The organism is Streptosporangium sp. NPDC051023 (assembly GCF_040689595.1).
Lineage (GTDB): Bacteria > Actinomycetota > Actinomycetes > Streptosporangiales > Streptosporangiaceae > Streptosporangium.
Map to the genome: position 1 here is coordinate 120,601 of NZ_JBFBCE010000014.1, position 26,939 is coordinate 147,539.

Sequence of the window (26,939 nt, forward strand, 5' to 3'; positions counted from 1 at the left end):
CCCCCGCAGCAGTCCCGCAGCAGTCCCGCAGGAGGAGGAGCGCACATCATGGCGATCCTGGAGGCCAGCAACATCGGCAAGACGTACGGAGGCGTCGTCGCCCTGAAGGACGCGGGCATCCACGTCGAGGCGGGCTCCGTCCACGCCCTTCTCGGGGAGAACGGCGCGGGCAAGTCGACACTGATCAAGATCATGTCTGGTGCGGTCGCGCCCGACCGGGGCAGTCTCACGCTGAACGGGCAGCAGGTGCGCTTCCGCAACACGGGAGACGCCGCCCTCCACGGCGTCGCCGTCGTCTCCCAGGAGCTCAACCTCTTCCCCGACCTGGACGTGCTCGCCAACCTCTACCCGGTGACCGGGCCCCGCCGCGGGCCGTTCGTCGACCGCGCGGCCATGGCGGAGGCCGCCGCGCCCGTGCTGGACCAGCTCGGCTTGAACATCTCGGTCAGGACCCGGCTCGGGGAGCTCTCCCTGGCACAGCGCCAGCTCGTCGAGATCGCCAGAGCCCTGCTGACCAAGCCGCGCGTCCTCATCCTGGACGAGCCGACGTCCGCGCTCGAACAGGCCAGCGCCGACCGGCTGCTGAACGTCGTGCGGGTGCTGCGTGAGCACCAGGTCGGCGTTGTCTTCGTCTCGCACATTCTTGAGGAGGTCATGGCGCTCAGCGACGTCATCACCGTGCTGCGCAACGGCGAGATCGTCATGGAGGCTGAGGAGCGGCAGGGGTTGTCCATGGCCGAGGTCGTCACGGCCATGCTGGGAGACAGGCCGGTGCCGGTGACAGGGAAGGCAGCCGTCGCGGCCCCCCGTGACGCGGCCTCGCCCGACCAGGTGGGGGACGCGGGCCGTACCAGGGCGGCGGAGGCGGGCCGTACCGCGGGCGGCGAGCTCAGGATCGTGGACGCGGGCTCGCGGGGAGTGCTCGCCGACGTCTCGCTGACCGTGCGGCCGGGGGAGATCCTTGGGCTCGCAGGCCTGGCCGGATCGGGACATCAGGCGACGCTGGAACTGGTCGCGGGCCTTCGCCGGGCCGACACCGGCGAGGTGCGGCTGCCCTCAGGGCGTATCGTGCCCCGGGGGCTGCGCCGCAGCATCGCGGCGGGTGTGGCCGTCGTCTCCGGCGACCGGCGCAGGTTCGGGCTCATGCTGGACAAGCCGATCTGGGAGAACATCGCCCAGGTGCGGGCCGTCGCGCTCGGCCGCGACGGCGCCTTCCTGCGCCGTACGGCCCTGCGTGCCCGCGCCCGCGATCACGGCGAGCGGATGAGCCTGCGCTGCGCGAGCGTGGACCAGCGCACCGGCCTGCTCTCCGGCGGCAACCAGCAGAAGGTCGTGCTCGCCAAGTGGCTCGACGCCGACCCCTCCGTGCTGTTGCTCGACGACCCGACCCGGGGCGTCGATGTCGGCGCGAAGGCCGAGATGCACACGCTCATCCGGTCCGCGACCCAGGCGGGGACGGTCACCCTGCTCTGCTCGACCGATGTGGAGGAGCTCGCCTCCCTCTGCGACCGGGTGGCCGTCTTCTACCGGGGGAAGGTCGCCGCGATCCTCGACGGCGACGACCTGGACCAGCACCGCATCCTTGAGATCATGAACACCGGCCAGAATTAGGGGCTGCTCGATGCTCGGGCCCCGCCGTCCCGAACCGCCGGGCGCGACGCCGCGAAGCCCCATCATCGGCCGCCTCTCCGTACGGCACGGCACGTCGATCTGACGTCCGGCCTTCGGGGCCGGATTTCCCGCCTCCGCAGAACACCCTCAGCTGAAAGCCCAGGTCATTTCTGACCTGGGCTTTCTTCGTGTCTCTGGCATGCGGGCCGGCTCCCTCTCCGGCGCGGGCGTGCCACCGCCGCCCAGGGGAACCCGCGGCGGGCACATCAGGCCCGGCGCACGCGGGCACCGAGAGACGACCGAAACCGTAAGACCGAAAGTTCGGTCCCGAGGCACCACAGCACTATGCCGAGCGCCTTGTCGCCACTGACGCCGCTGCGGTCTCCTTTACCCGGATCACCTACGCGAACCGCGCGAAAGGGATTAACCACATAAATGGCCATGAAGGAGGTGAAAATATGCGCCTCGCTCTGGACCTGACCGACATCGAGTCGGAGTCGCTCGCGATCGCCCCGGTCCCCACGGACATGTCCCTGGAGGCCCTCGGCGGAGGACACGGGATGTCCGAACTCGCGGCATCCGGATGTGGAGTTCCCAGCTGCTGCGTCTCCTGCTGCTGCTGTTGCTGTGTCTGACCCGAAAGGTTCGATCATGAAGATGCCTCTCGACCTCGGAGAGATCGAGGCCTCGCCCCTCGTCGCCGGGTCCTACCGGATGGCGGGCTTGGAATCTCTCGACCCGCGCGTGCTGGCGGGCTCCGCCTCGCTCATGAGCGAGGTGGGCGGCTCCGTCCTTCCCAGCTGCGCCTGCTGCAGCTGCTGCGTGTGCTGCTGCTGCTGCAGCAACTGAGAACGATCGGAGTTCACTCGTGTCCCTGCGCCTTGACCTCGACGACCTCGCCGTCGAGTCGGTGGCCGCGCTGAGCGCGCCCGCCGTCTCGCTGGAGTCGCTGACCGGCGGTCACGGCATGGCCGAGATGGCCGCCTCCTGCATCGGCTCCCCGCTCGTCATCTGCAGTTGCTGCTGCTGCTGTGGCGGAGGCAACTGACATGTCCTTCGCCCAGTCGATGGCCGACCTCCAGGTCGAGCAGCTGGTCGTGTCCGCCCCTGGCGGGACCTCGCTGGAGTCGCTCACCGGCGGCCACGCCATGAGCGAGATGGCCGCGTCCTGCTGCGGTCCGAGCAGCGGCTGCAGCTGCTGTGTCGTCTGTTGTTGCTGCTGCTGCAGCTGACCGCGTACCGCCTCAACGAAGGAACAGATCATGTCCCCGCATCGTGGCCTCGCCCTCGACCTCGACGGGCTTGACGTGGAGGCCATCGCCGTCAACGCCCCCAACCCCCACGGCTCGCTGGAGACGCTCGGCGCCGGACACGGCATGGCCGAGCTCGGCGGCTCCGTGACGAGCTGCGCCCCCTCCTGCAGCTGCTGCGTCAGTTGCTGTTGCTGCTGCTGCTGACTGTTCGAAAGCGCGCGGAAGTGACGCGCGCGTGATTCGCCGGCCGGACCGAGAAGGGTCCGCCGGCCTCCCCTCCGCTGCCTGTCTCCCCATCGAGGAATGCGATGAGACCCAAGCTGAAGCCCGACGTCTTCTGGGTGCCCTCCGAGAACGCCGTCTCCTTCGTGCACTCGGGCGACCTGTTCAGCGTGTCGGGCAAGTCGGCGATGCCGCTGATGGACCGCCTCGCCCCCTACCTGGACGGGCAGACCGAGCTGGACGACCTGGTCGCCGGCCTGCCGCCGGAGAAGGCGGAGATGGTCACCACGCTGGTCCGCGCCCTGGCCGACGCCGGTCTGGTCAAGGACGCCGTGACCGACGAGCCGCACGACCTGGACGAGGACGAGCTGGAGCGCTACGCCGCCGAGATCGCCTACATCGACCACTTCCACAGCTCGGCCGCGCGCCGTTTCCAGACCTATCGTGACACGCCGGTCGTGGTGATCGGCTCCGGCCTCACGCTGCCCGCCCTCGTGCACGCCATCCTGTGGTCCGGCAGCCGCGAGCTGAGCGTCTTCACCACCGATGAGTGCGAGACCGACCTCGACCGGCTGGCCGAGTACTGCGACCGGGCGACGGAGCGCGACCCGCAGGCGGTCATCCGGGCCGTGGAGCCCCTGGGGGACCTCGCCATCGCGGTCGCGGCCGGAAAACTGGTGCTGCACATCTCCGACCTCCCGCAGCCAGACCGCGCCCGCGACCTCGACCGGCTGTGCGGGCTCGCCGACCTGCCGATCGTCCAGGGGTTCGTCGCGGGCGACGAGGCGTGGACCTTCGCCCGCCCCGACGCCACCCACCCCGGTTTCGAGTCCGCCTGGCTCCGGGCCACCGCCAACCGCCCGTCCCCGCTCACCGGCTCGCCGTTCCTCGCCGGCCCGACCGCCGGGATGCTGGCCAACCGCGTCGCCTTCACCGCCTTCCGGATGCTGACGGGGGTCATCGACCACGCCGCCGCCGAGCGGGTCACGCTGATGGACCTGGAGACGCTGCACACCACCGAGCACCGCGGTCACCGCCACCCGGCCACGCTCCCCGCCGCCCCGCCGACGGAGCTGGAGTTCACGGCGCGGATGTCGGCGCTGCTTGAGGGCGAGCGGCTGGAGGAGGAGCGTTTCTCCGCCGCCGCGGCGGTGTGTTTCGACCACCGCCTCGGCCTGTTCTCCACGGTCGATGAGCACGAGCTGCCCCAGCTTCCGCTGTGGACCGCGCAGGTGACCCTCTCCGACCCCTTCGGGAGAGCCGGGCGCGCCCCCCTCGTCCGGGGCGCGGGGGAGAGCCTGGCGCAGTCGCGGCGGGACGCGGCGCTGGCCGCGTTCGCGCTGTACGGCGCGCTCACCGCCGACCCCCGCGTGGTCGCGGACGGCAAGGTGTACGCCCTCGACCTGGGCGCCGGCCTCCCCGAGCTGATCAACGTGAGCCTCGCGCACCCGCTGATCGACACCTCCCTCACGCACCGGCCCGTCGGTCTCGCTGCCGGGCTCGACATGGACGAGGCCCTGACCTCGGCCCTGCTCGATGTGTGCCTGTCGCTCACCGTCCCGCCCCCGGACTGCCCCGAGCTCGGCCCGGAGATCGGTGGGCGTCACCGCGAACTGCTCGGCCTGTCCGGCCTGGTCGTACGGCTGCACGACGTGACCGGGCCGCTCGGCGTGCCCGCGGTCGCCGCGACGACCGTCGGCATGCCGCTCGGCATGGCCGCGGGCAACAGCACCGCGTCGGCCGCCGCCACCGCCCTGTCACGGGCCCTGCTGGCCGCCCAGCTCGCCGACGTCCCCGAAGAGCCCGATCTCGTCGGCCCCCCGCCCGCGCCGCACCTGCCCGCCGAACAGCTCGGCACCGACCGCGCGCCCGAGCGTGACCTCGGCGAGGGCTGGCGCCCGCTGGTGGCGGCGCTCAACGCGCACGGGCACCGGGTGTACGCGCTGCCCGCCGGGCACGACCCGGCCGCCGACGCGGTGCTCCCCTACGTCGTCCAGGTGGTGACCGTCCATGACTGACGCGATCGGCGTCCTCGGCGAGGGACGGATCGCCGACGCGATCCGAGGCCTCCGCGGCGTCCTCGACGGTGAGTGGGAAGGCGCGCTCATCGTCGCCGGTGACACGGCCGACCTCGACCTGACCGAAGGGCCCGGCATTGCGTGGCTGCCCGTCAGGGTCGAGCTGGGCACCGCGATCATCGGCCCGGCGGTGACGCCGGGAACGCCCGGCTGCCCGGCCTGCGCGGCGACCCGCAGGACGCGGGCCAGGGAGGACAGCGCGCTGCGCGCCGAGGCCAGGAAGCGCTACCCGGAGCGGTACGCCGCGCCGACCCCGTGGCTGGCCGCACCCGCGGTGGACACCGTCGCCAGGCTGGCCGTCGCCGAGGCCGGTGAGCTGCTGTCCGGTGCCCCAGGACGCACCTCGGGCGCCGAGATCCACGTCCGGCTCGACACGCTGTCCTCGGCCGTGCACCGGTTCCTGCCGGACCCGGCGTGCCCCGAGTGTGGCGGCCTGCCCGACGACAGCAGGCGGGACGCGCGGATCGAGCTGAGGCCACAACCCAAGATCCAGCCGGGCCGGCACCGCGTCCGCGACCTCTTCGCTGAGGAGGACAGCCTGATGGAGACCTACGTGGACTCCGAGGTCGGCATGATCCGCGCGGTCCGCAGCAACTACCTGAACGTCTACCCCTCCGCGCTCGCCCCGATGGGCCTGCCGGGGGAGGAGGGCGAGAGCGGGTTCGGGCGCGACCTCAACTTCCGCGCCGCCAAGCTGACCTCGGTGGCCGAGGCCGTCGAGCGGTACGGCGGGGTACGGCCGCACGGCCGCAGGACGGTCGTCCACGGCAGCAGGCGCTCGCTGGGCGAGGACACCGTCGACCCCCGGACGTTCGGCCTCTACCCCGACGACCGTTACGAGGTGCCCGGCTTCCCCTACCGCAGATACGACGACGACCTGGAGTTCAACTGGGTCTGGGGGTACTCCTTCGCCAGGGGCGGCCCGGTCCTGGTGCCGGAGAGCTACGCCTACTACCGGATGCACGACGGGTCCAACTTCGTCTACGAGATCTCCAACGGCTGCGCGGTCGGCGGCTGTCTGGAGGAGGCGATCCTGCACGGGGTGCTGGAGCTGGCGGAGCGGGACGCGTTCCTGATGACGTGGTACGCCCGGCTCCCGGCGCGCAGGCTTGATCTGAACTCGGCGGCGGACCGCAGGCTGCCGTTGATGGCCGAGCGCATCCGCCACGAGACCGGGTTCGAGGTCCACGCCTTCGACACCACGATGGAGCATGGAATCCCCAGCTCCTGGGTGATGGCCGTGCATCCGTCCCCGGGCCCCGACACTCCCAAGGCGCTCTGCGCCGCGGGCTCGGCGTTCGACCCGGAACGGGCCGTCGCCAACGGGCTGCTCGAACTGGCCCCGATGGTCCGCTGGCGGCTGGACACCTACCCGGCCGAACGGGAGCGGGCCGCGGCGATGGTCGACGACCCCGGCCTGGTGCGCACCATGCACGACCACTCGCTGGTCTACTGCCATCCCGCCGCGTTCGACCGCCTTGAGTTCCTCCTCGGCGGCGCCGAGCACTCGATCGCCGAGTCCTACCGCGACTCCTTCAGGCCCGACGACGACGACCTGACCCGCGACCTGACCGCGACCGTCGAGCGCCTCGCCATGCACGGGCTGGACGTGATCGTCGTCGACCAGACCTCGGCGGAGCACCGGGCGGGCGGGTTCGCGTGCGTGAAGACCATCGTCCCCGGGCTGCTCCCGATGACCTTCGGCTACTGGGCCCGGCGTGTCGACGGGCTGCACAGGCTCGCGGGATTCGAGGTCAACCCCCACCCGCACCCGTTCCCATGACGAAGGAGAACCCCGTGCTGAACCGCGACGCCTCGGTCGGCGCGCAGTACTGGCGCGACACCTTCGACGACCCGACGACGCTGCTCGGCAAGGGCGTCGGCGCCGAGGGGTCCGCCGACGAGCCGCCCAAGTTCACCGTCTACCGCGACGTGCCCCGTCATTCGCTGCCCCAGCGCGTGCCGCTGCGCCTGGGCGACCTGCGGGCCGCGCTCGCGGGCCGTACCCCGCCCGCCGCCTGGGACCAGGCGGCACTGGGCGCGCTCCTCTACTACGGGTACGGCTTCTCGCGGGTGGACGTCGGAGCGGTCAGCGGGTGGCCGTACCACCGGATGGTGCCCTCGGCGCGCTGCTTCTACCCGACCGAGCTTTACCTGTGGACACCGGGCACCGGCGACCTGCCCGCCGGGGTCTACCACTACGATCAGCTGCACCACTGCCTGGCCATGATGCGGCCCGGTGACCACCGCGAGGTGCTGGCCGCCGCCCTCGGCACCGGCCTGGACGGCGCGCGGGCCGTGCTCCTGCTCACCTCCGACCTGTGGAAGACGGCCTTCCGCTACCGGCACTACGCCTACCGGCTGTGCACCCAGGAGGCGGGCATGGTCGCGGGCAACCTGCTGATGGTCGCCTCGGCGCTGGGCCTGCGCGGGCGGCTGCACCACAACTTCCTCGACGAGGTCCTCGGACGGCTGATCGGGGCCCGGCCCGGCGAGGAGACGGTCCTGGCGGCGATCCCGCTGCGCGCGGACGCCTTCTCCAAGAGGGACGCCTTCTCCAAGAGGGACGCCTTCTCCGAGGGGCAGGCCGCCGACCGGTCGTCCGAGGGACTGTTCTCCCGGCTGGACCCCGTCCGGCCGGGACGCCCCGAGCTGCCCGTCGCCAAGGACCTCGCGGCGGCGTCCACGACGTACACCATCGCCGCGGCGAGCGTGCTCACCAGGACCGCCGACTTCGCCGGGCTCAGCGTCCGGCAGGCGCCGCCCGGTGACGAGATCGTCGAGCTGCCCGAGCCCGGCGGGGCCGACCTCGCCGACGCGCTGCGCGCCCGGCACTCCGGAGGCACCATCTTCAAGCCGGTGCGCGCCCCGATCGACACCGCGACCCTGGCGGCCGTCCTGGGGGACGCGCTCGCGCCGTACCGGACGGACCTCGGTGAAGGTCCGTACGCCGAGGTCTACGTGGTGCCGCTGAACGTCACGGGGATACCGGTCGCCGCCTACCGGCTCGACAGAGGCGGCAGGCGGCTGCACCGGACGTCCGGCGCTCCCGACGGGCCGATCAACGCGGGGATGCGGCTCGGCCCGCCCGCGGTCGACTTCGGCACGGCCAACGCGCTGGTCTGGGTCGTCGCCGATCGCGAGGCGGCGCAGACCGATCTCGGCGACCGCGGTTACCGGATCCTCCAGCAGGAGGCCGGTGTCGTGGCGCAGCGCATCTGCGTCCAGGCGGGTGCCGTGGGCCTGGCCGCCCGGGTGATCAACGGCTACTCGACGTCCGGCGTGCAGGACATGCTCGGCGTCACCGGGCAGGGCAGCACCCCCATCTTCCAGATCGTGCTGGGCAGGCGGAGCGAAAGCCCCCAGTACGAGCTGCCGATCGTGTTCTAGGGGGAACCATGACGACACCGACGACACCGAGACTCGCGAGCCACTACGCGGTCCGCGTCGCGGCCATGCCGGTCGCGGTGCTGGACGGGCTCAGGTTCGAGAAAAGCTGGGCCGTGCTCGGCGAGCTGCGCGCCATCGAGCAAGACCTGGCCGAGGAGGGACGACGGCTCGCCGACGACCTCTACGAGGTGATCGGCGGGGCGGGCGCGCTCAAACCACGCCTGGTCGCGCTGCGCCGAGCCCTGTACGGCGGGCGGTCGCCGAACGCGCGCTGCTGGAACGACGAGGTGCGCGCCGTGCTGCCGGAACAGCTGAGCGGCAGCGTGACCGGCTGGCTCGAGCGCCGAGCCAGGGCCGCCGAGCTCGCGCAGGAGATCCCCGCGCTGCTGGCGAGCGAGACGGCGACCACCACCGAACGGCTCAGGGAGGCCGTGTCCACGGACGTGTTCCGGTACGGCCTGCTCCAGGGCAGCGCGGTGCTCGACGCGGAGCTGACCCGGTGGCTGGCCGGTCCGCTCGAGGCGGAGCCGCCCCGGCAGGTACGCGATCGGCTGGTGAAGTACCTGGCCAGGGTGGTCGCCAAGACGAGCCCGTACAGCACATTCATGATCACCGGAATGGCGGAGTGGGCCCCGTCGGGCACTCCGCTGCGCCCGACCGGCACCTGGGAGTGGACGAGCGTCGTCGAGCTCAACATGTGGCTGGTCCAGCGGCTCACCACCTGCCTGCTGCGCCACCCCGGGCTCGCGGGCCAGGTGCGGCTCCGGGTGAATCCGAGCGTGGTCGAACGCGAGGGCGCGCTGGACTTCCTCGGCCCCGATCCGGCCGTCCCGCTCAGCACCGTCCGATGCAACGAGGCGCTCACCGCGGTGCTGGAGCTCTTCCAGGAGATACCCTCGTGCCCGGCATCCGAGGTGGCCGCGCTGCTGACCGAACTCGCGCCCGACGCCCCGCCGGGCCAGGCGTGGCTCTTCGTCGCCCGGCTGATCGAGTGCGGCGTCCTGCAGCCGTTGGCGCCCTTCTCCGATCAGGCCGCCGACCACCTGGAGGAGCTCGCGTCGTGGGCGGCGCCCGTGCCGGAGCTGGTCACCGCGATCACCCGGCTGCGCGAGTCCGTACGCGGCTACGCCACGCTCACCGAGCCGCAGGCCAGAGTGGAACGGCACGGGGCGATCAGCAGGGACATGACCGCGGCACTGGCCGCCGCCGGGGCCCAGGACCTGCGGCTTCCCAGCAAGAACCTCATCCACCTGAACGCGGTGTTCACCAGGCCCGTCGCGGTGTGCGGGGCGCAGGCCTGGCAGCCGATCGTGTCCGACCTCGGCAGCCTGCGCCAGGTGTTCGGGCTGGTCGATCCGCAGCTGGCCGCCCGCAGGGCGCTGAGCGACCTGTTCGCCGCCATGTACGGCGAGGCCGAGGTGCCGTGGCTGCGCTACTACCAGGACCTGAACCGCTTCCTGAACGGTAGGGACGCCTGCGCCGGGCTCACCCCGGACACGCTGGCCCCCCTGCTCGCGGGCCCGATGACCACATCGCCCGAGACCTGGCGCGCGCTGCCGTACGCCACCGATGTCGCCGAACTCATCGCCGAGCTCACCGCGGGGGTGCGTGCCGTCCCGCCGGGCGAGGACGGCGTGATCCGGGTCTCCCCGGACAGGCTCGCCGAGCTGACCGGGCAATGGCCGGCCGACGTGCGTCCCGTCGGCTCGCTCGGGTGCTACCTCCAGCTCACGGGAGACCTCGCGCGGGGCGACGAGCCGCCGCGGGCGGTGCTCAACTCGGTCACCATCGGGCACGGCAGGGGGCTCAGCAGGGGCGCGCGGATGCTGGCCCAGGCCGGAGGCGTCCCGTCCGACCTGGGGACGGGCGAGCCGGAACGCCCGGAGAGCGTGCTCGCCGAGTTCGAGGGGACCTTCGGCAGCAACCTCAACCTGCGTCTTCCGATGGCCGCCTACGCGCTGGACACCCCCATGTCCACCCCGTCGCGGTCGCCGGGGGCTCGCATCCCGCTCTCCGACCTGCTGGTGACGCGCGATCCGGCCACCGGGGAGCTGTGCCTGATGTCGGGGCGGCTCGGCTGCCGGGTCCGCCCCACCCACCTCGGCATGATGAGCGAGCTGTGGCTGCCCGCGCCGCTGCGGCACCTGGCCGAGGTCTTCGGCCCGCCCTCCTTCCTCATGCACGCCAGCTACCCGCTCTTCCTGCCGCGGGGCGACCCCAGGGGCGGCGGCGTGCGGTACCTGCCCAGGGTGGACGTGGGACGGGTCACGGTGTCCAGGGCCACCTGGGCGTTCTCCGGCTCCGAACTGCCCCAGCGGAACAAGGGCGAGCACGACGCCTCCTTCTGGCGGCGCCTGGCGGACTGGGCGGCCGAGCACGGCCTGCCGGAGCGGTTCTACGTCCGGGTGATGAACCTGGACGACCACTCCTGGACCCCGGACCTGAAGTCCCGCAAGCCCTTCTACGTCGACCTGGCCAACCTCCACCTGGTCACGCTGCTGGAACGCGCGGTGACGGCACCGGGAGACCTGGTGGTGATCAACGAGGCGTTGCCCGACCTGGCGGAGGCGGTGCCGTATGGGCAGAGCCGCCACGTGACCGAGTTCCTCATCGAGATCGGCTGACGCGATGACCGAAGAATCCGAATGGATCAGCCTGCACGCCTTCCACCGGGGTGACCTGGATCGACTGGTCGCCCAGGCGGTGGTCCCGCTGGTGAAGGAGCTGCCGCTGCGCGGCTGGTTCTTCCTGCGCTACTGGGAGGGCGGCCCGCACCTGCGCCTGCGGCTGCTCCCGGAGCCAGGGCGGCGCGCGGAGGTGGTCGGGACGGCGCGCGGCGCGCTGGCCGACCACCTGGCCGCGAACCCGTCCCCGCCGGGCTTCGACGCGGAGGGGTACGCCAAGGTCGCGGAGGCGCTCGCGAACTACGAGAACCTCGCGGACTACGACCGGGGTGTGCGTCGTGACGACTCGGTCGAGCTCATCGCCTACCGCCGCGAGCACCACGCGTACGGCGCACTGGAGAGCATGCTCGCCGTCGAGCGGCACTTCACCGAGTCCAGTGAGATCGCGGCCGAGGTGATCCGAGAGGGGACCGGCAAGGACGAGCGGCGCGGGCTTGGCCTGGCGTTCCTCCTGCGCACCCTCGCCGACCTGCAGCCCGACCGGCGCCTCCTGGTGGACACGCTCACGGGAGGCAGGGAGCGGATGGGGGCCGATCTGGAGTCCGCCTTCCAGGCCCGGCGCGACGTCCTCACCAAGGCGGCCGGGCAGGCCTGGGAGGGGGTGGCCGGGGAACCGGCCGTTGAGCGGTGGCTGGCCTCCTCCCGCGCGCTGCGCGTCCGGCTCACCGAGCTGGACTCCGCGGGCCTGCTGGACATCGAGCCACCGGCGTCGCCGCTCGCCTGGCAGCTGGACGGCATCGGCACCGGCTCGAAACGGGTGGCCTTGATCCTGATGCGCTGCCTCCACCTCGTCAACAACCGGATGGGCCTGTCCGTCCACGACGAGATCTACCTCGGCTATCTCGGCTTCCGCGCCATCGCGGACCTCGCCTCTCCCGGAGAACTCCCATGACCGGCTGGTACAGCGCGCACGTCTACTACTACGACCAGAAGGCCGTCGACGACCTGATCCTGGACACGGTACGGCCGCTCCTGGAGGAGATCGGCGGGACCTCCTACTTCGGGCGGCACTGGCTGCGCGGTCCGCACGTGCGGATCCACGTGCGCACGACCGAGGAGGACTGGGAGGGCAGGGTACGGCCGCTCATCGACGCGGCCGTCCGCGACCACCTGAGCGAACGGCCCTCGTTCTTCGTGCCGGACCTGGAGCGTGAGCAGGCCGTACACCGCGCGCTGGCCGAGATGGAGCAGGAGGAGGGCCCGCTGGAGCCCTGGTACCCGGACAACTCCGTGCAGTACCTGCCGTACGACAAGAGGCTGCACGTCCTGGGCACCGAGCGCGCGTCCGAGCTGGTCGCCTCCTTCCACACCCGGACCACCCCGCTCGCCTTCGCGCTGCTCCAGGAACGGCGGGAGGACGGCGACCTGTTCGATTCCCTGCTGACCATGATGTTCGCCAGCGCGCACGCGGCCTGCCACCCCATCACGAAGGGCTTCCTGTCCTATCGCTCGCACGCGGAGGGCTTCCTGGCCAACTGCGGCGACCCCGACGGCCTGCGCCTGGCCTTCGACCAGCGCTACGACGCGCATCGGGACGCGCTGGCCGAGCGGATGGAGGCGGCGATCGCGTTCGTGGACGGTGACGGCACCGCCGCCGACGCGCCGCCGCACCTGGCCACCTGGGTTCCGATCGTCCGCGCCCTCGCCGTGGAGGCGGAGGAACTGCTCGAGGCCGGGGCGCTCACGCTGCCCGGCCGGTTCGCCGAGGCCGACCAGGAGTGGACGGCCCAGGGCACCACGATCAGCCGTTTTCACCGCGTGCTGCTGGAGAACGAGGAGGCGGTCAAGGAGCTCGACAGCGCCATGTGGTTCGCCGTCTACCGGGTCGTGCTGAACATGCAGTACCTGCTCTTCAGCCGCCTCGGCGTCCGTCCCGTCGAACGGTTCGCGCTGTGCCACCTGACCGCGCGGACCGTTGAGGACCGCTACGACATGCCGACGGGAGAGCTGTCCGCCTTCCTCGCCCAGCAGGCCAGGCAGGCGGCCGGGCGGTGAGAGCGGGTATGAGCGCGGAACTCGCGGGCGCGGGCGCAGGTGTGGGCACGGGATCCGAGAGCGTGGCCACGGGCGGGGAACCCGCGGGCGCGGCCGGTACCCGTTACGTGCCGATCGGCGAACGGGTGCCGTTCGACGCGATCGTCTCGGTCGACTGGCGCCTCATCCCGCCGACCGTCAAGCGGTACACGCCCGGCCACGCGCTCGCGCTGCCGTCCGGTTCACCGCTCGGGCGCATCCTGCGCGGCGCGGGCGGGCTGATCCGCTACCAGTGGAACGAGCCGCAGGCCATGCCGGGGCAGCAGGGCACCCTGCTGATCACCCCGGGACGGCCGCTCAGGCCGGTGCCGTCCGGGGGCAGCCTCTACCCCGGCGAGCTGTACGCGCTCTACGGCGGGCGGGCCTTCCACTACGACCCGGCGGCGCACGCGCTCGACCCCCTGCCGGGGACAACGGGCGTGACGGACCAGGCGCTGGCGCTGACCGGGGTGCTCGGCCGGACCGCCTTCAAGTACGGCGACTTCGGCTACCGGCTGCTCTGCCTGGAGGGTGGCATCCTGGTCGGCCAGGTGCTCGCCATGGCCGAGGCGGAGGGCCGGGAGGCCAGGCTCCGCGCCTGGTTCGACGACGAGGCCGTGGAGACGGCGCTCGGCCTCGACCCCGAGGCGGAGACGGTGAACGCGGTGATCGACCTGCCCGGTTGCCCGCCGCCCCTGGGCGGGGGGTCCGCGGCGGAGCCGACGCCGCGCACCGCGCCGCGCCCGGTCACCGCCGGGCTGCCCGCGACCTCGGCACTCCACGCCGCCATCCGGGGCCAGAGCGGGGCGGCGGTGGCGGTGCCGTACCCCGACGTGCCCGCCGGGGCCGGGATCCCGCTCCCCGACGTGCAATGGCGGCCGTCCGGCGACCCGGCCCTGCGGTCCTCGATGGTCGGGCGTTTCGGTTCGGACCCGATGACGCTCCACGAGTTCGCCGTCCTGCTCCGCGCGGCGACCGGGGGATGGCAGGGGGAGCTCTCGCCGCGCCATGTGGTCTGGATGTGCGCGGTCCACGAGGTGACCGGCCTGGAACGCGGAGCCTACGCCTACGATCCCGTCGCCGGTGAGCTGGTGCTTGTCAAGGCCGGTGACCTGCGCATCCCGATGTGGCCAGGAGGCGCCGTCGCCGGACGGTTCCTCGGCGACCAGCGGGCCGGGGTCGTCCTGGTGCCGATGGGGGACTACGCGGCGGGCCTGAGGGCCGCGGGCGACCGGTGGTACCGGCTGCAGAACCTCGTCGCGGGCATCGGAGCGCAGCGGGCCGGGCTGGCCGCGGCCGACCTCGGTCTGAGCTCGCGGATCACCTGCGCCTATCATGCGGAGACGGTGCGGGAGGCGCTCGGCGTGACCGGCGGGACACTGCGGCCGCTCTGTCAGATCCTGGCCGGTTCCCCCGGGCCGGAATTCATTTATCAGCAGGCCATTTCGTAGATCACCGGCAGATTCCGACGTAGATCGATTCGCCTTTCGTCAATCTCCGCGTCATGAGTCGTTCATGATCTAGTGGCAGCGTTCGCTCGTGTACATCGGGGAAGAACAACTACAGGGGCGACGATTAGACCTCGTCGACAGGGCCGCAGAACTTCAGGTTCTCGAATCCAGCGCGGCCGCGGCGCGCGACGGCAGGGGCGGGCTCCTGCGACTACAGGGCCCATGGGGGATGGGCAAGACCACGCTGCTCGACGCCTGGGCCGTACGCGAACGGGAGCGCGGCGGCCTGCGTTTTCTCACCGCGACGTGTGTGGAGATGGAGCAGGGGTTCATCTTCTCCGTCGCCAGGCAGCTGCTGGAGCCGCTCCTGCGCGACCAGCCGTCGCATGAGGAGACGTTGGGGCAGGTCCTGCGCACGCCGGCCCCCGAGGGCCTGGCCGCGGAACTGCACACCCTCTACATGTTTCTCGCCGAACTGAGCAGGGAGTCGGCGTACGTCCTGGTGATCGACGACGTGCACTTCGCGGACGAGCACTCGCTGCGGTGGCTGTCCTATCTGAGCCGGAGGGTGGCCGATCTGCGGCTCCTCGTCGTGCTGTCCGGCTGGTTCGGTGAGCATCGGCTGCTGAACGAGCTGTGCGCCGGTCACGTGCTCACACCGGGGTCGCTGACCCTGGACGGCGTCGCCCACCTGCTCGGCGCCACGTTGGGCGCGACACCCGAGCCCGCGTTCGCCACGGCCTGTCACGAGTTCACCGGTGGCGCGCCATACCTGGTCTCCAGGCTGCTCCGGGTCCTGGCGGACGTGGGGCTCTGCCCCGTCGATGCGAACGTCCGCACGGCGGGGGAACTGGCCGCGCAGGCCGTCAACGACCAGGTGAACCGCTGCCTCGTGGCGCAGCCGGAGGCCACTCGCCGCCTCGTGCGCGTTCTGGCGCTGCTCGGCGGTGACACCCAGGGCCACGTCGTCGCCGCCATGGCCGACCTGCACCCCCGCAGGCTCGAGGAGCACCTGACCCGGCTGCGACGGCTCTCCATACTGGCCGAGAGCACGCCGACCCGTTTCTCGCACCCGTTGATCCGGCAGGCCGTCCTGGACAGGATGCCGGATCTGGCCATCGAGTACGCCACGGCGGCGAGTCTGCTCCACCGGGACCAGGCGCCGACCGCGCGCACCGCCGCGTGCCTGCTGCACGCCGGGCCGCTCGGTGAGCCCTGGGTCGTCCCCGTCCTGCTCGACGCGGCCTACCAGGCCCGTGACATGGGAGAGCACGGTCTCCGGCTGAGCTACCTGCGTCGTGCCCTGCGCGAACCCGTGGCCGGTGAGGAGCGGATCGGCCTGCTCATGGAGCTGGCCAAGGCGGAACTCTTCGGCGACCCGGCCGCCGCGGCCCGCAGACTGCGCGAGGTGCTGTCGCTCCTGACGGACCCCGAGGCGCGGGCCAAGGCGTCCGGGGTGCTCGCGACCGCGCTGAAACTGTCCAGGCGGGCCCCTGAGGCGCTGCCCGTCCTGGACGCGGCCATCGACATGCTGGACGCGGAACAGCACTGGGAACTCCGCCTGCACCTGGAGGCCCAGATAGTCCAGATCGGCCTGGAGGAGTTCGCGACGATCCCCGCCGCGCTGGCCAAACTGGAGTCGCTGCGGTCCCGCGGGCTGTCCGGCTCGACCCCGGGGGAGCGGGCGTGCCTGGCGGCGCTGGCGCTCCACGCGATGGCGGGCCACGGTTCCGCCAAGGAGACCGCCGACCTGGCCGCCAGGGCGCTGAGCGGTGGCCTGTGGGTCGCGGGGCCGGGCGGGCTGCTCTCCTGCCTGTCGATCGTCGCCCTCATCGTGGCCGACAGATGGGACGAGGCGCAGGGCTGGCTCGCCGAGCTGTCGGCGCAGGCCATCCGGCATCCGCTCCCGTGGCTCAGGCTCATGTCGGCCTACGGCTCCGTCGTCATGTCCCATCGTGACGGCGCGCTCGAGGACGGCGCGACCACGGGCCTGGACATGCTCGCCGAGATCGGCGAGGGCGCGGGATACTCGGTGATGACGCTGGTCGCCGTGGTGGCCAACTGCCTCATGGACGCGGGTTCCATCCCGCAGGCGGGGCAACTCCTGACCCGCCACGCCGCCCGTGACATGCCGGAGGCGGCCTGGGACCGTGGCACCTTCCTGTTCTCGCTCGGCAGGCTGCGCCTGGCGCGGGGAGAGCACTCGGCGGCGGTCTCCGCGCTCCTGGAATGCGGACGACACCAGGACACCTCCCACATCACCAATCCCGCCATCACGCCGTGGCTCAGCCGGCTCGCCCTGGCCTACCTCGGGCTCGGCGAACGGGAACGCGCTCTCGAGGCGGCCGAGCGCGAGCTGGAGCTGTCCCGGCGGTGGGGCACCCCACGGGCCATCGGCGTCAGCCTGGGCGCTCTGGGCCTGGTCACGGGCGGCTCGCACGGCCTTGACCAGCTCAGGGAGGCCGTGGGCACGATCGACGAGGCCCGCGCCAAGCTGGAACAGGCCAGGATCCGGCTCGACCTCGGCCTCATGCTGATCCAGGCCGGAGAGCTCGCCGAGGCGCGCGACGTCCTGCGGGTCGCCCAGGAGCGCAGTGCGCTGTGCCAGGCTCCGGAGCTCTCAAAGCGGATCCAGGTGGCGCTGCGCGGCGCCGGGGGCCGTCCGCGCGCGGCTCAGCCGTCCGCGGTGCTGAGCCGCAGCGAGCACGAGGTCGCGCACCTCGCGGTGAGCGGGTGCACCAACAAGGAGATCGCCGGTCGGCTCTACGTCACGCCGCGGACCGTGGAGATCCACCTGACCAGCACCTATCGCAAACTCGGCATCTCCGGACGGGGCCAGCTCGCCGAGGCGATGCGCCGCCTGGAGAACTAGGAGTACTGGCCCTGGCCGCTCTGCGGGGTCTCCATGCAGGCGGAGACCGCGACACCGCCGTGCGCGTCCCGCGTCAGGCGATACTCCCTGGGGGAGACCCCGTAGGTGGCCTTGAACAGCCGGCTGAAGTGGGCGGCGTCGACGAAGCCCCAGTGCGCCGCGACCGTGCTGACCGAGAGCGTCCACTGCTCGGGGTCGACCAGGTCGCGGCGACAGTGCTCCAGCCTGCGCTCCCTGATGAACCGCGAGACCGTGGTCCCCTCCATCCTGAACAGCTTGTGCAGGTACCCCGTCGAGATGTGCACCGCGGCGGCCACCGTGTCCGGGGTGAGGTTGCCGTCGTCCAGGTGTGCCTCGATGAACGACCTGATGCGCAGCAGGAGCGTCTGGGGAGAGCTGGGCGGCGGTGTCCCGTCCTTGCCGAGCCGCTCGGAGAACAGGGTGGCGAGGAGGTCGACGATGTTGTCGGCGAGCTGCAGTGACTGGTTCTCCCCGATCTCGTCCATCTTGGTGACGAGGTTCATCAGCAGCGGCGAGACCAGCGCCCCCAGCCCCTGACGCCCCGAGACGCGGTTGGCCGTCACCCGGTGCATCTCGTCGCGCCGCAGCCTCAGGAAACGCTGCGGGAACATCAGCACCAGCATCCGGCACGTGTTGTCGAACGCGACCGTGTACGGCCTGCCGGTGTCGTAGACGGCGAGGTCGCCCGGGGTGAGCGGCGCCTCACGTCCGTCCTGCATGACCAGGCAGTACCCCTGAAGCGGCATGCTCAGCTTGTAGTAGTCCGTCTCGGACCTGGCGATCAGGCGGCGGGTCCGCTCCGCGCGGTGCGCGTCCGCCGCGACGTCGCTCACCAACATCACCCCCAGGTTCCTGCTGCGGATCTGACCCCGGAAGGTGTCGTCCTGGGCAAGGGTCATGTCCAGCGGTACAAACGACTCGGAGACGGCCGAGCGCCAGAAGTCAGCACGCTCACGGGCGGGCAGGTCGGCTGTGCGCAGTAGAGACGACATGCTTCCTCCTGCATGAATGGTGCATCCAACTGCAGGAATGGTGCATCGCGCGCCTCCGTTTGGCAATGCTCCCGCAGCATGTCCGTCACGTGCCGGTAACCGGATCGCGCTGGAGCGTGTCAGGCAAGTTCTGTGCCCTCACAGACAAGGTCGGCGGGTACAGCGCCCCATACAACTGATCTGACCGTCCGTACCGGCCGGTCGATGGCGACAGCGACTCACGGGGAGGCCGTGGAGAACATGGCAGCGTCGACGTTTCTTCGACCGCAGGAGAGCGGTCCCGAGTCTCCTGTCCTGGAACGGCCAGGCCGGTTGCTCATCGGCGGCGAGTGGGGCACCGGCACCTCAGGACGGACCTTCACGACCTACGACCCGGCGACGGCCGCCCCGCTGGGTGAGCTGGCTGAGGCGGACGCGGCCGACGTGGACGCCGCGGTCGACGCGGCCAGGCGGGCGCTGCGCAACCCCGCGTGGGCGAAGATGTCGCCCGCGGCCCGTGCCCAGGTGCTCTGGCGGATCGCCGAGCTGATCGAGGCCAACGGCGACGAGCTGGCCTATCTGGAGACGCGCGACCAGGGGCAGCCGCTGGGGATCGCCAGGAACGTCTCGGTCACGGGCGCGGCCGAGCACTTCCGCTACTACGCGGGCTGGACCACCAAGATGGAGGGCGCGACCGCCCCCGTCTCGCTGCCGAACACGCTGCACTACACCCGCAGGGAGCCGGTGGGAGTCTGCGCGCTGATCACGCCGTGGAACTTCCCCCTCATGATCCTGACCTGGAAGCTCGCCCCCGCGCTCGCCTGCGCCAACACCGTGGTCATCAAGCCCGCGGAGCAGACCTCGCTGACCGCGCTGCGGCTCGCCGAGCTCTGCCTTGAGGCCGGGGTGCCGGAGGGCGTCGTCAACCTCCTCACCGGCGGCCCCGACGTCGGCCGCGCCCTGGTCGCGCACTCCGGGGTCGACAAGGTGTCCTTCACCGGCTCGACCGCGGTCGGCCGGGAGATCATGCGCGTCTCCGCGGGGAACCTCAAGCGGGTCACCCTGGAGCTGGGCGGCAAGACTCCCATGATCGTGGCGCACGACGCCGACCTGGACAGGGCGGTCGCGGGCTGCGTCCAGGGCGCCCTGTTCAACAGCGGCCAGGTGTGCGCCGCCTACTCCAGGTTCTACGTCGACCGCAGGCGGGTCGACGAGTTCACCGAGAAGGCGGCGGCGGCCGCCGCCGCCCTGCGCCTCGGCCCCGGGCTCTCCGACTCGACCGACCTGGGCCCGCTCGTCACCGAGGAGCACCTGCGCAGCGTCGACGGGTACGTGCGCTCAGGCGTCGACCAGGGCGCGGAGTTGGTGACGGGAGGGCAGCGTGCGGACGGGGACCTCGAGAAGGGCTTCTTCTACCGTCCGACCGTCTTCGCCGGGGTGACCGACGACATGACGATCGCCCGCGAGGAGATCTTCGGCCCGGTCATCCCCGTCCTCGCCTACGACGACCTGGACGACATCGCGGACCGGGCGAACGACAGCGACTTCGGGCTGGCCGCCTCCGTGTGGACCAACGACCTGTCCACCGCCCACACCCTGGCCGCCGCGGTGCGGGCGGGCTCGGTGTTCGTCAACATGCTGCACGTCCCCGACCCCGCCGCCCCCTGGGGCGGTTTCAAGGCCAGTGGGATCGGGCGCGAGATGGGACCGTACGCGCTGGAAGCGTACACCGAGGTCAAGGGCGTTTTCGTCAACCTGGACCGATGACGGACCTCACGGGTCCGGATCGATGGCGTGCCCGGTGAACCTATGGGGATGGGGGGCCGGGTGCCGCCGGTGCGTCGAGCGCGGTGGGCTCCGCGCGGGCGCACCGGCCCTTCCGGGCCCCTCCCGGCCGGGGCCTTCCCCGGTTCCGCCGTGACCTTCTCTGGTTCGGGTGTGGCCTTCCCCTGCCCGCCCGTGCCGTGCCGTCGCGCGGCGCGACCGGCCGCCGAGGATGACACTCCGCCTGAACAACGGGAAAAGACCGCAGGTGGAGAAGGTGCGGTGTGTCCGGCGTCACCGTGCGCCTTCTCTTCGCGTTCACCGGGGCTTAGGCCCCAGGACGCCGGGCATCGATAGCTTCCGGATCTCGTCTACTGGCCTGGTCGTAAAGGAAAGCGTCATGTCGCGTTCAATCATCGCCGCGCTCGCCGCCGCAGCGGCGCTCACCACCGCGGTCGCCGCTCCCGCCGACGCCGCACAGGACCGGGCACCGCAGGTCACCTCCGACGTGACGCTGCCCGCTCCCGACCTGGCCGCGTTCGAGCCCGGGATCGTCAAGAACGACAGGGGCGTCAAGCTGGGCGGCGTGGGCAGCGGCCTCTACCCCGCCGACCGGCCCGGCGAGTACTGGCTGGTAACCGACCGGGGCCCGAACGGCGAGCCGAAGGTCAACGGGGAGAAGCGCCGTACGTTCCCGGTGCCCGAGTTCGCGCCCGCCATCGTGCGCGTCGCCGTACGGCACGGCACGGCGAAGATCGTCAAGAGCATCCCGCTGAAGAAGTCCGACGGCACGCCGATCACCGGCCTGTCGAACCAGGCGGGCCACGACGAGGTCCCCTACAGCTGGGACGGCCTGACCCCGCTCTCCTATGACCCCAACGGGCTGGACACCGAGGACATCGTCACCGACGGTCGCGGCGGCTTCTGGCTGGTCGAGGAGTACTCTCCCTCGCTGGTGCACGTGGCCGCCGACGGGCGCATCCTCGCCCGGTACGTGCCCAAGGGCCTCAGCCTGACCGGGGCGGGCTACCCGGTCTACGAGACGCTGCCCGCGATCTTCGCTACCCGCCAGCAGAACCGCGGCTTCGAGGCGCTGGGCATCTCGCCCGCCGAGCGCGCCCTGTACCTCGCCGTGCAGAGCCCGCTCGCCAACCCCGACAAGAAGACCGGCAAGGCCTCAAGCACCGCCCGCATCCTGCGAGTTGACCTGCGCACCGGCAGGCCGACCGGTGAGTGGGCCTACACCATGGAGAACGTCGCGACCTTCGACCCCGCCGCCGAGCAGGGCGACATGAAGATCTCCGCGCTCACCGTGCTGAGGCCGGGCCGCCTCCTGCTCCAGGAGCGCACCGACGCCGTGGCCCGCCTCTACACCGTCGACCTGCGCCAGGCGACCAACCTCCTCGGCGGCGTCAACGACGACCCGGCGACCACCCCCTCGCTTGAGGCGTCTCTTCCCGCGGGCGTCACCGTCGCGACCAAGTCCCTCACCGTCGACCTGGCCGCGCTCCCCGGCCTGCCCGGCAAGATCGAGGGCGTCACCGTCCTCGACCCGAAGACGATCGCCATCGCCAACGACAACGACTTCGGCCTCGGTTCCTTCGGCGCCGACGGCCGCCTGATCGACTCGGGCGTCACCAGCCGCATCCTGACCATCCGCCTTCCCAAGCCGCTTCTCTGACCCCACGGTCACCCGCGACGCGGCCACCGCCCCTCCCCGGTGCGGTGGCCGCATGTCTTTTCTCCGCCTGACGCGACGTCTCCGCCTGGCGCGATGGCCGCGTACCGCCGCGGTGTCCGAGCGCCCATGCGATGACCACGCAGCGGCCGTGTGCCTTCGCCGCGTCCGATTTCCCACGACCGGGCCAGGACAGGGAGGGGGAGACTGTCTAGCCTTGCCCGCATGCACTTCCGACTTGACGACGATCTGCGTCATCTTCCCGAACTGCTGGAAGCGACCCGGGCCTACGCCGTGCGGATCCTGGACGGCCTGGAGGGGCGCCCGGTCGCCCTGCCGCCCGTGCCGCCGGAGGCCGTGGCGTTGCCGGAGCGCGGCACCGGCCTGGCCGAGGCGATGGAGACGTTCGCGCGGCGCTGGGAGCCCGGGTTCTCCGGCAGCGCGGGCCCCCGCTATCTGGGCTTCGTCACCGGCGGCACCACCCCGGCGGCGCTGGCGGGCGACTGGCTGACCGGCACGCTCGACCAGAACCCCACCTCCGCCCTCGACTCCAGCGCCCTCCACCTCGAACGCGAGACCGTCGCCTGGCTGCGCGAGCTGTTCGGCCTGCCCGAGGAGCACTCGGGAACCTTCGTCAGCGGCGCGACCATGTCGAACGTCACGGGCCTGGCGATCGCCCGCGAATGGCTCGGCGAACAGCACGGCGTCTCCGTCGCCGAGCAGGGGGCGGCGGCGCTCGGCCCGGTCCAGGTGCTGTCGGGCAGCGCCCACTCCAGCGTCGGCAAGGCGCTGTCCCTGCTCGGGCTCGGACGTACGGCGCTGCGCCCGGTGCCCTGCCCGCCCGGCAGGGAGGCGGTCGACGTCGCCCGGCTCGCCGAGGAGCTGGCCGCGCTCGGTGGACGGCCCGCGATCGTGGTCGCCAACGCGGGCACCGTGAACACGGTCGACTTCGACGACCTGCGCGCGATCGCCGCCCTGCGTGAGCGGTACCCGTTCTGGCTGCACGTGGACGCGGCCTTCGGCGCGTTCGCCGCCCTGTCTCCCGAGCACGCCCACCTGATCGACGGGCTGGGCGAGGCCGACTCGGTCTGCGTCGACCTGCACAAGTGGCTGAACGTCCCCTACGGCGCCGCGGTGCAGTTCACCAGGCGCCGCGACCTGCAGGCCAGGGTCTTCCAGAACTCCGCCGTCTACCTGGGCCCGCTCGGCGAGAACCTCGACTCCGTCCATCTCACCCCGGAGAACTCCCGCCGCCTGCGCGCGCTCTCCACCTGGTTCACCCTGGCGGCCTACGGGCGTGAGGGGCACGCGGAGATCGTCCGGCGTGACATCGCCCTGGCGGCCAGGCTCGGCGAACTGGTCGAGGCGATGCCCGCCTACCGGCTGCTGGCCCCGGTCCGGCTCAACGTGGTGTGCTTCACCCTCGCCGACGCCCCGGAACGCGTCGGTGAGCTGGCCGCCGCGATCACCGCCTCCGGCGAGGCGTTTCTCACCCCGACCGTCTACGACGGGCTGCCCGCGTTGCGCGCCGCCTTCAGCAACTGGCGCACCACGGAGGCCGACGTCGAACGCGTGGCCGAGGTGCTGAGGGCCTTCTGAATTCGGTGCCTCCCCCTGGCGTTCGCGCGCTGGACTCTGACACGCTGGCAGGCCGTACAAGGGAGGCGTGACGATGGACATGGAAAGCGCCCTGGCCGGGATCGTGCGTGCGGGCAGGGCGCCGGACCTGCACGGTGTCGTCGTGGTACGCCACGGAGACCTGATCTTCGAGTACTACGGCGAGGGGCCGGATGTCGCGTGGAGCGGGCCGCTCGGGACGGTCACGTTCGGGCCGGGCACGCTGCACGACCTCAGGTCGGTCACCAAGAGCGTCGTGGGGTTGTTGTACGGCATGGCCCTGGCCGACGGCCAGGTGCCCGAGCCGGAGGAGCCGCTGCTGGCGCAGTTCCCCGAGTACCCCGACCTGGCGGGCCGTACTGAGCTGACGGTCGAGCACGCGCTGACGATGACACTCGGCCTTGAGTGGGACGAGAGCGCCCCGTACACCAGCGCGGCCAACAGTGAGATCGCGATGGAGCTGGCCCCCGACCGCTACCGGTACGTCCTCGAGCGGCCGATCGCCGAGGAGCCGGGAAGGACCTGGCGCTACTGCGGCGGCGCGTCCACGCTCGTCGGAGGGCTCATCGCCAAGGGCACCGGCATGCCGCTTGAGGACTTCGCGCGCTCCGCGCTGTTCGAGCCGCTCGGCATCACCGCCTTCGAATGGGCGTTCGGCGACGACGGCGTGGCCGCGGCGGCCTCCGGGCTCAGGCTGACCCCCCGTGACCTGGCCCGCATCGGCCACTACGTCCTGGAGTCCGGCGACCCCTGGCTCGCCCGCATGCTCCGGCCGTACGTCGCGATCGCCGACGACTTCCACTACGGCTACCAGTGGTACCTGGGGACCGGCTGGTTCGGCGGGTTCGGCAACGGAGGCCAGCGGCTCTACGTGCGGCCGGATCTCGATCTCGTCGTCGCCGTCACCGCGGGTCAGTACAACCTGCCCGACCAGTCGACCCCCACCGTCGTTCTCGACGAGGTGGTCCTGCCAGCCCTCGCCGCCTCCTGACCCGCGTGACGCTCAGGCCGGTCATCGTTGCTCCTGCCGAGTAGGGATTTCCGGACACTAGCGGTCCACTAGGTGATCTCTAAGGGCGTGCCCGATCCTGGTCCGGTCGGCCTAAGGAGGGAAGAGTGACGATCGTCAGCCTGAACAAGGTCACCGTCACCGGGTGCACACCCGAGGAGTATGAGCGGGTCTACCGGGAGGCCAGTGACTTCATGGCCGCCCAGCCGGGACACATCAGCCAGAGACTTGTCCGTTCGGAGACCGAGGCGAACGTCTACTTCGCCATCGCCGAATGGGAGAGCCTGGAAGACTACCGGGCTCTGGCCGGAATCCAGGAGCTCGTCGACATATTCGGGCAGGTGGTCACTCTGCCCGGGGCGTCGTCGCCCGGTCCAGACAAGATCATTATCGAACACCACGACGCCGTCGTCGTCTCGACGCACGTCCCGGTGTGAGGTGGCGGCCATGAGACTCACACGACTGCGGTTCCCGGTCGTCGCGGTGCTGGCCGTGGCCGTGGCCATGGTCTCGACGAGCGCGGCGGCGGGGCCGGTGCCCGCCGTCCGGGTCGCCGAGGGGACGTTCAAGGTGGTGCGTTTCACCAACGAGCCCTACAAGCAGCTCCCCGGCGGCGCGAGCTTGAGCCGCTTCAGCGCCCTCGATGCCTTCGAAGGGGACATCCAGGGCGAGGGGGAGGCTGAGGCGGAGATGTTCAACCGGGCGGACGGCACCACCCGTGACGTCGGCTACATCGTCATCACCGGCACTCTCGGCGGCCGCTCCGGCAGCTTCGTCGTGGAGACGACCGGCACGTTCGACGGCAAGTCGGTCGCCAGTGAGTGGAAGGTGGTGCCGGGCACGGGCACCGGTGAACTGCGCGGCCTGCAGGGGCAGGGGGTCGAGACAGCCGCTCTCACGGACGACGGCTGGCTGGCCCACTATCGGCTTACCTACCATTTCCGGTGAGGCCAATGTTCTTCTGCGTCAACAGAATAAAAGTCAAGGGATCGCCGGAGGAATACGAGAGGGTCTACCGGGAGGGCAGTGACTTCATGGCGTCACTCCCCGGACATCTCCGGCACAAACTCCTCCGTTCACGGAAAGAATCCGACATTTACTTCAGTGTCGCGGAATGGCAGGACGAGGAATCCTATCGGAGCATGTGCGAGGTCCCCCGGGTCCGGGAGATATTCGATCAGGTGGGCGACGTCATCGAGATCGAGAACCACGAATGCCTGGTCGTCTACGAAGGAGGCGGCACACCGTGAAGGTCGGCATCGGACACACGACCCTGGCCACGGCGGACGGTGCGATCGCCGACCCGGTCGAGGTCGCCCGCCACGCCGAGGAGCTGGGCCTGGACTCCCTGTGGTGCAGCGACCACCTGATGTGGGGCACGCCGATCCTGGAGAGCGCGCTGACGCTGGCGGCGGCCGCCGCCGTCACGCGACGCCTCGAGGTGGGTTTCGCCGTGCTGCAGCCCGCCTTGCGGCCGGTCGCCTGGCTGGCCAAGCAGATCAGCACCCTTCAGACGATCTCCGGCGGCCGGGTGCAGCTCGGCGTCGGCATCGGAGGGATGCCGGAGGAGGAGTGGGCCGCGGCCGGGGTGTCGGTCCGGGAGCGCGCCAGCCGTACCGACGACGCCTTGCGGGTGCTGCCGGCCCTGCTGCGCGGGGAGCTCGTCGAGCTGCCCGGTACCTCGGGAACCGAGGTCACCCTGTCACCCGCGGCGCCGATGCCCAAGGTCTGGGTTGGCGGGGCCTCCCCGGCCGCGCTGCGCCGGACGGCCAGGTTCGGTGACGCCTGGCTGCCCGCCGTCGCCACGCTGGAGCAGCTCCGCGCGGGCCGGGAGGTCCTGCGCGAGGAGGCCGAGGCGGCGGGCCGCCCGGCTCCCGGGATCGGCGTCTCGGTGTTCGCGACGCTCGACGCGCACCTGGGCGGCATGAGCCACGAGGCGCTGGTCGACATGTGCGGCGGCTTCGGCTACCCCCGCGAGCACGCGGACGCCGCGGTGGTCAGCGGCAAGCCCGAGCAGGTGGCCGAGCGGCTGGCCGCCCTCGCGGAGGAGGGCGTCGAGCACGCGGTGGTCGTTCCGTTCGGTGGAGAGTGGCGCCGCCAGTGCGACCTGCTGGCCGAGGCCAACGCCCTGCTCTGACGGCCCTACGGCCGTCCTCCCGCCTTCCGGCGGCACCGCGGCGGACCGTTCCGCCGTGATCCCGATCGCCCGCGGTACCCGTCCCTGCCGGGGGGGGGGCCGCGGGGGCGGCCGGGGGGGGGGGGGTCGGAGGTACCCACCTCAGGAAAACACGAACCACAACGAGAA

At 71.6% G+C, this 26,939-nt stretch carries 23 protein-coding genes; 22 read left to right on the plus strand and 1 reads right to left on the minus strand.

Going from position 1 to position 26,939, the window contains the following annotated elements; translation table 11 throughout:
* Positions 1-48: 48 nt before the first annotated feature.
* The 14 genes from AB0395_RS12195 to AB0395_RS12260 all read left to right on the plus strand — a co-directional run bounded on the left by AB0395_RS12195 (position 49) and on the right by AB0395_RS12260 (position 17,574).
* Entirely contained in the window at positions 49-1,611 is a 1,563-nt protein-coding gene (locus AB0395_RS12195; protein ID WP_366279763.1) for a sugar ABC transporter ATP-binding protein, read from the plus strand.
* A gap of 458 nt (positions 1,612-2,069) precedes the next feature.
* Positions 2,070-2,246 (plus strand): hypothetical protein, encoded by a 177-nt coding sequence (locus tag AB0395_RS12200; RefSeq protein WP_366279765.1) that lies wholly within the window; start codon positions 2,070-2,072, stop codon positions 2,244-2,246.
* Positions 2,247-2,262: 16 nt separating this feature from the next.
* Positions 2,263-2,460 (plus strand): hypothetical protein, encoded by a 198-nt coding sequence (locus AB0395_RS12205; protein WP_366279767.1) that lies wholly within the window; start codon positions 2,263-2,265, stop codon positions 2,458-2,460.
* A 19-nt stretch (positions 2,461-2,479) separates the two neighbouring features.
* On the plus strand, positions 2,480-2,659 hold the full coding sequence (locus tag AB0395_RS12210; protein ID WP_366279770.1) for a thiomuracin/GE37468 family thiazolyl RiPP peptide: 180 nt from the start codon (positions 2,480-2,482) through the stop codon (positions 2,657-2,659).
* 1 nt (position 2,660) lies between these two features.
* Positions 2,661-2,843: a hypothetical protein gene (locus AB0395_RS12215; protein WP_366279773.1), complete on the plus strand. Its 183-nt coding sequence runs from the start codon at positions 2,661-2,663 to the stop codon at positions 2,841-2,843.
* A 30-nt stretch (positions 2,844-2,873) separates the two neighbouring features.
* A complete protein-coding gene (locus AB0395_RS12220) occupies positions 2,874-3,068 on the plus strand; it encodes a hypothetical protein (RefSeq protein WP_366279775.1) in 195 nt (64 codons plus the stop codon).
* 104 nt (positions 3,069-3,172) lie between these two features.
* Positions 3,173-5,104 (plus strand): hypothetical protein, encoded by a 1,932-nt coding sequence (locus AB0395_RS12225; RefSeq protein WP_366279778.1) that lies wholly within the window; start codon positions 3,173-3,175, stop codon positions 5,102-5,104.
* Entirely contained in the window at positions 5,097-6,947 is a 1,851-nt protein-coding gene (locus tag AB0395_RS12230; protein WP_366279781.1) for a TOMM precursor leader peptide-binding protein, read from the plus strand. Before AB0395_RS12225 ends, AB0395_RS12230 begins: the two co-directional genes overlap by 8 nt.
* Before the next feature lie 14 nt (positions 6,948-6,961).
* Positions 6,962-8,554, plus strand: a complete 1,593-nt coding sequence (locus AB0395_RS12235) for a SagB family peptide dehydrogenase (protein WP_366279784.1) — start codon at positions 6,962-6,964, stop codon at positions 8,552-8,554.
* A gap of 8 nt (positions 8,555-8,562) precedes the next feature.
* The gene (locus AB0395_RS12240) at positions 8,563-11,178 is read left to right on the plus strand and encodes a lantibiotic dehydratase (protein WP_366279786.1); all 2,616 of its coding nucleotides are present in this window, start codon (positions 8,563-8,565) and stop codon (positions 11,176-11,178) included.
* A 4-nt stretch (positions 11,179-11,182) separates the two neighbouring features.
* Positions 11,183-12,130 (plus strand): lantibiotic dehydratase C-terminal domain-containing protein, encoded by a 948-nt coding sequence (locus tag AB0395_RS12245; RefSeq protein WP_366279789.1) that lies wholly within the window; start codon positions 11,183-11,185, stop codon positions 12,128-12,130.
* Entirely contained in the window at positions 12,127-13,233 is a 1,107-nt protein-coding gene (locus tag AB0395_RS12250; protein WP_366279791.1) for a thiopeptide maturation pyridine synthase, read from the plus strand. The genes AB0395_RS12245 and AB0395_RS12250 overlap by 4 nt, the downstream gene beginning before the upstream one ends.
* Positions 13,234-13,241: 8 nt before the next feature.
* A complete protein-coding gene (locus AB0395_RS12255) occupies positions 13,242-14,702 on the plus strand; it encodes a nitroreductase family protein (protein WP_366279794.1) in 1,461 nt (486 codons plus the stop codon).
* Positions 14,703-14,790: 88 nt separating this feature from the next.
* The gene (locus tag AB0395_RS12260; RefSeq protein WP_366279795.1) at positions 14,791-17,574 is read left to right on the plus strand and encodes an AAA family ATPase; all 2,784 of its coding nucleotides are present in this window, start codon (positions 14,791-14,793) and stop codon (positions 17,572-17,574) included.
* On the opposite strand, the gene AB0395_RS12265 is transcribed toward AB0395_RS12260, so the two are convergent.
* Positions 17,571-18,587 carry a helix-turn-helix domain-containing protein gene (locus tag AB0395_RS12265; protein WP_366279797.1) on the minus strand — a complete coding sequence of 339 codons (1,017 nt, stop codon included), beginning with the start codon at positions 18,585-18,587 and terminating at the stop codon, positions 17,571-17,573. The two genes, AB0395_RS12260 and AB0395_RS12265, sit on opposite strands and share 4 nt — an antisense overlap.
* 204 nt (positions 18,588-18,791) lie before the next feature.
* On the opposite strand from AB0395_RS12265, the gene AB0395_RS12270 reads away from it, so the two are divergent.
* From AB0395_RS12270 to AB0395_RS12305, 8 genes are all read left to right on the plus strand, one after another.
* Entirely contained in the window at positions 18,792-20,333 is a 1,542-nt protein-coding gene (locus tag AB0395_RS12270) for an aldehyde dehydrogenase family protein (RefSeq protein WP_366279799.1), read from the plus strand.
* Positions 20,334-20,730: 397 nt separating this feature from the next.
* Positions 20,731-22,011 (plus strand): esterase-like activity of phytase family protein, encoded by a 1,281-nt coding sequence (locus AB0395_RS12275; RefSeq protein ID WP_366279802.1) that lies wholly within the window; start codon positions 20,731-20,733, stop codon positions 22,009-22,011.
* Between the two features lie 222 nt (positions 22,012-22,233).
* Positions 22,234-23,607 (plus strand): pyridoxal-dependent decarboxylase, encoded by a 1,374-nt coding sequence (locus AB0395_RS12280; RefSeq protein WP_366279805.1) that lies wholly within the window; start codon positions 22,234-22,236, stop codon positions 23,605-23,607.
* A gap of 73 nt (positions 23,608-23,680) precedes the next feature.
* On the plus strand, positions 23,681-24,616 hold the full coding sequence (locus AB0395_RS12285) for a serine hydrolase (RefSeq protein WP_366279807.1): 936 nt from the start codon (positions 23,681-23,683) through the stop codon (positions 24,614-24,616).
* 125 nt (positions 24,617-24,741) lie between these two features.
* Positions 24,742-25,071: an antibiotic biosynthesis monooxygenase family protein gene (locus tag AB0395_RS12290; RefSeq protein ID WP_366279810.1), complete on the plus strand. Its 330-nt coding sequence runs from the start codon at positions 24,742-24,744 to the stop codon at positions 25,069-25,071.
* A 10-nt stretch (positions 25,072-25,081) separates the two neighbouring features.
* Entirely contained in the window at positions 25,082-25,582 is a 501-nt protein-coding gene (locus AB0395_RS12295) for a DUF3224 domain-containing protein (protein WP_366279813.1), read from the plus strand.
* A gap of 5 nt (positions 25,583-25,587) precedes the next feature.
* On the plus strand, positions 25,588-25,884 hold the full coding sequence (locus tag AB0395_RS12300; protein WP_366279815.1) for an antibiotic biosynthesis monooxygenase family protein: 297 nt from the start codon (positions 25,588-25,590) through the stop codon (positions 25,882-25,884).
* On the plus strand, positions 25,881-26,771 hold the full coding sequence (locus AB0395_RS12305) for an LLM class flavin-dependent oxidoreductase (RefSeq protein WP_366279816.1): 891 nt from the start codon (positions 25,881-25,883) through the stop codon (positions 26,769-26,771). The genes AB0395_RS12300 and AB0395_RS12305 overlap by 4 nt, the downstream gene beginning before the upstream one ends.
* Positions 26,772-26,939: the final 168 nt, after the last annotated feature.

Excerpts from the sequence above, each read along its gene's own strand:
- AB0395_RS12200 (WP_366279765.1), top strand. The coding sequence starts at position 2,070 with ATGCGCCTCGCTCTGGACCTGACCGACATCGAGTCGGAGTCGCTCGCG.
- AB0395_RS12255 (WP_366279794.1), top strand. The coding sequence starts at position 13,242 with ATGAGCGCGGAACTCGCGGGCGCGGGCGCAGGTGTGGGCACGGGATCC.
- AB0395_RS12220 (WP_366279775.1), top strand. The coding sequence starts at position 2,874 with ATGTCCCCGCATCGTGGCCTCGCCCTCGACCTCGACGGGCTTGACGTG.
- AB0395_RS12285 (WP_366279807.1), top strand. The coding sequence starts at position 23,681 with ATGGACATGGAAAGCGCCCTGGCCGGGATCGTGCGTGCGGGCAGGGCG.
- AB0395_RS12215 (WP_366279773.1), top strand. The coding sequence starts at position 2,661 with ATGTCCTTCGCCCAGTCGATGGCCGACCTCCAGGTCGAGCAGCTGGTC.
- AB0395_RS12230 (WP_366279781.1), top strand. The coding sequence starts at position 5,097 with ATGACTGACGCGATCGGCGTCCTCGGCGAGGGACGGATCGCCGACGCG.
- AB0395_RS12240 (WP_366279786.1), top strand. The coding sequence starts at position 8,563 with ATGACGACACCGACGACACCGAGACTCGCGAGCCACTACGCGGTCCGC.
- AB0395_RS12195 (WP_366279763.1), top strand. The coding sequence starts at position 49 with ATGGCGATCCTGGAGGCCAGCAACATCGGCAAGACGTACGGAGGCGTC.
- AB0395_RS12280 (WP_366279805.1), top strand. The coding sequence starts at position 22,234 with ATGCACTTCCGACTTGACGACGATCTGCGTCATCTTCCCGAACTGCTG.
- AB0395_RS12275 (WP_366279802.1), top strand. The coding sequence starts at position 20,731 with ATGTCGCGTTCAATCATCGCCGCGCTCGCCGCCGCAGCGGCGCTCACC.
- AB0395_RS12250 (WP_366279791.1), top strand. The coding sequence starts at position 12,127 with ATGACCGGCTGGTACAGCGCGCACGTCTACTACTACGACCAGAAGGCC.
- AB0395_RS12265 (WP_366279797.1), bottom strand. The coding sequence starts at position 18,587 with ATGTCGTCTCTACTGCGCACAGCCGACCTGCCCGCCCGTGAGCGTGCT.
- AB0395_RS12270 (WP_366279799.1), top strand. The coding sequence starts at position 18,792 with ATGGCGACAGCGACTCACGGGGAGGCCGTGGAGAACATGGCAGCGTCG.
- AB0395_RS12300 (WP_366279815.1), top strand. The coding sequence starts at position 25,588 with ATGTTCTTCTGCGTCAACAGAATAAAAGTCAAGGGATCGCCGGAGGAA.
- AB0395_RS12205 (WP_366279767.1), top strand. The coding sequence starts at position 2,263 with ATGAAGATGCCTCTCGACCTCGGAGAGATCGAGGCCTCGCCCCTCGTC.
- AB0395_RS12245 (WP_366279789.1), top strand. The coding sequence starts at position 11,183 with ATGACCGAAGAATCCGAATGGATCAGCCTGCACGCCTTCCACCGGGGT.
- AB0395_RS12295 (WP_366279813.1), top strand. The coding sequence starts at position 25,082 with ATGAGACTCACACGACTGCGGTTCCCGGTCGTCGCGGTGCTGGCCGTG.
- AB0395_RS12225 (WP_366279778.1), top strand. The coding sequence starts at position 3,173 with ATGAGACCCAAGCTGAAGCCCGACGTCTTCTGGGTGCCCTCCGAGAAC.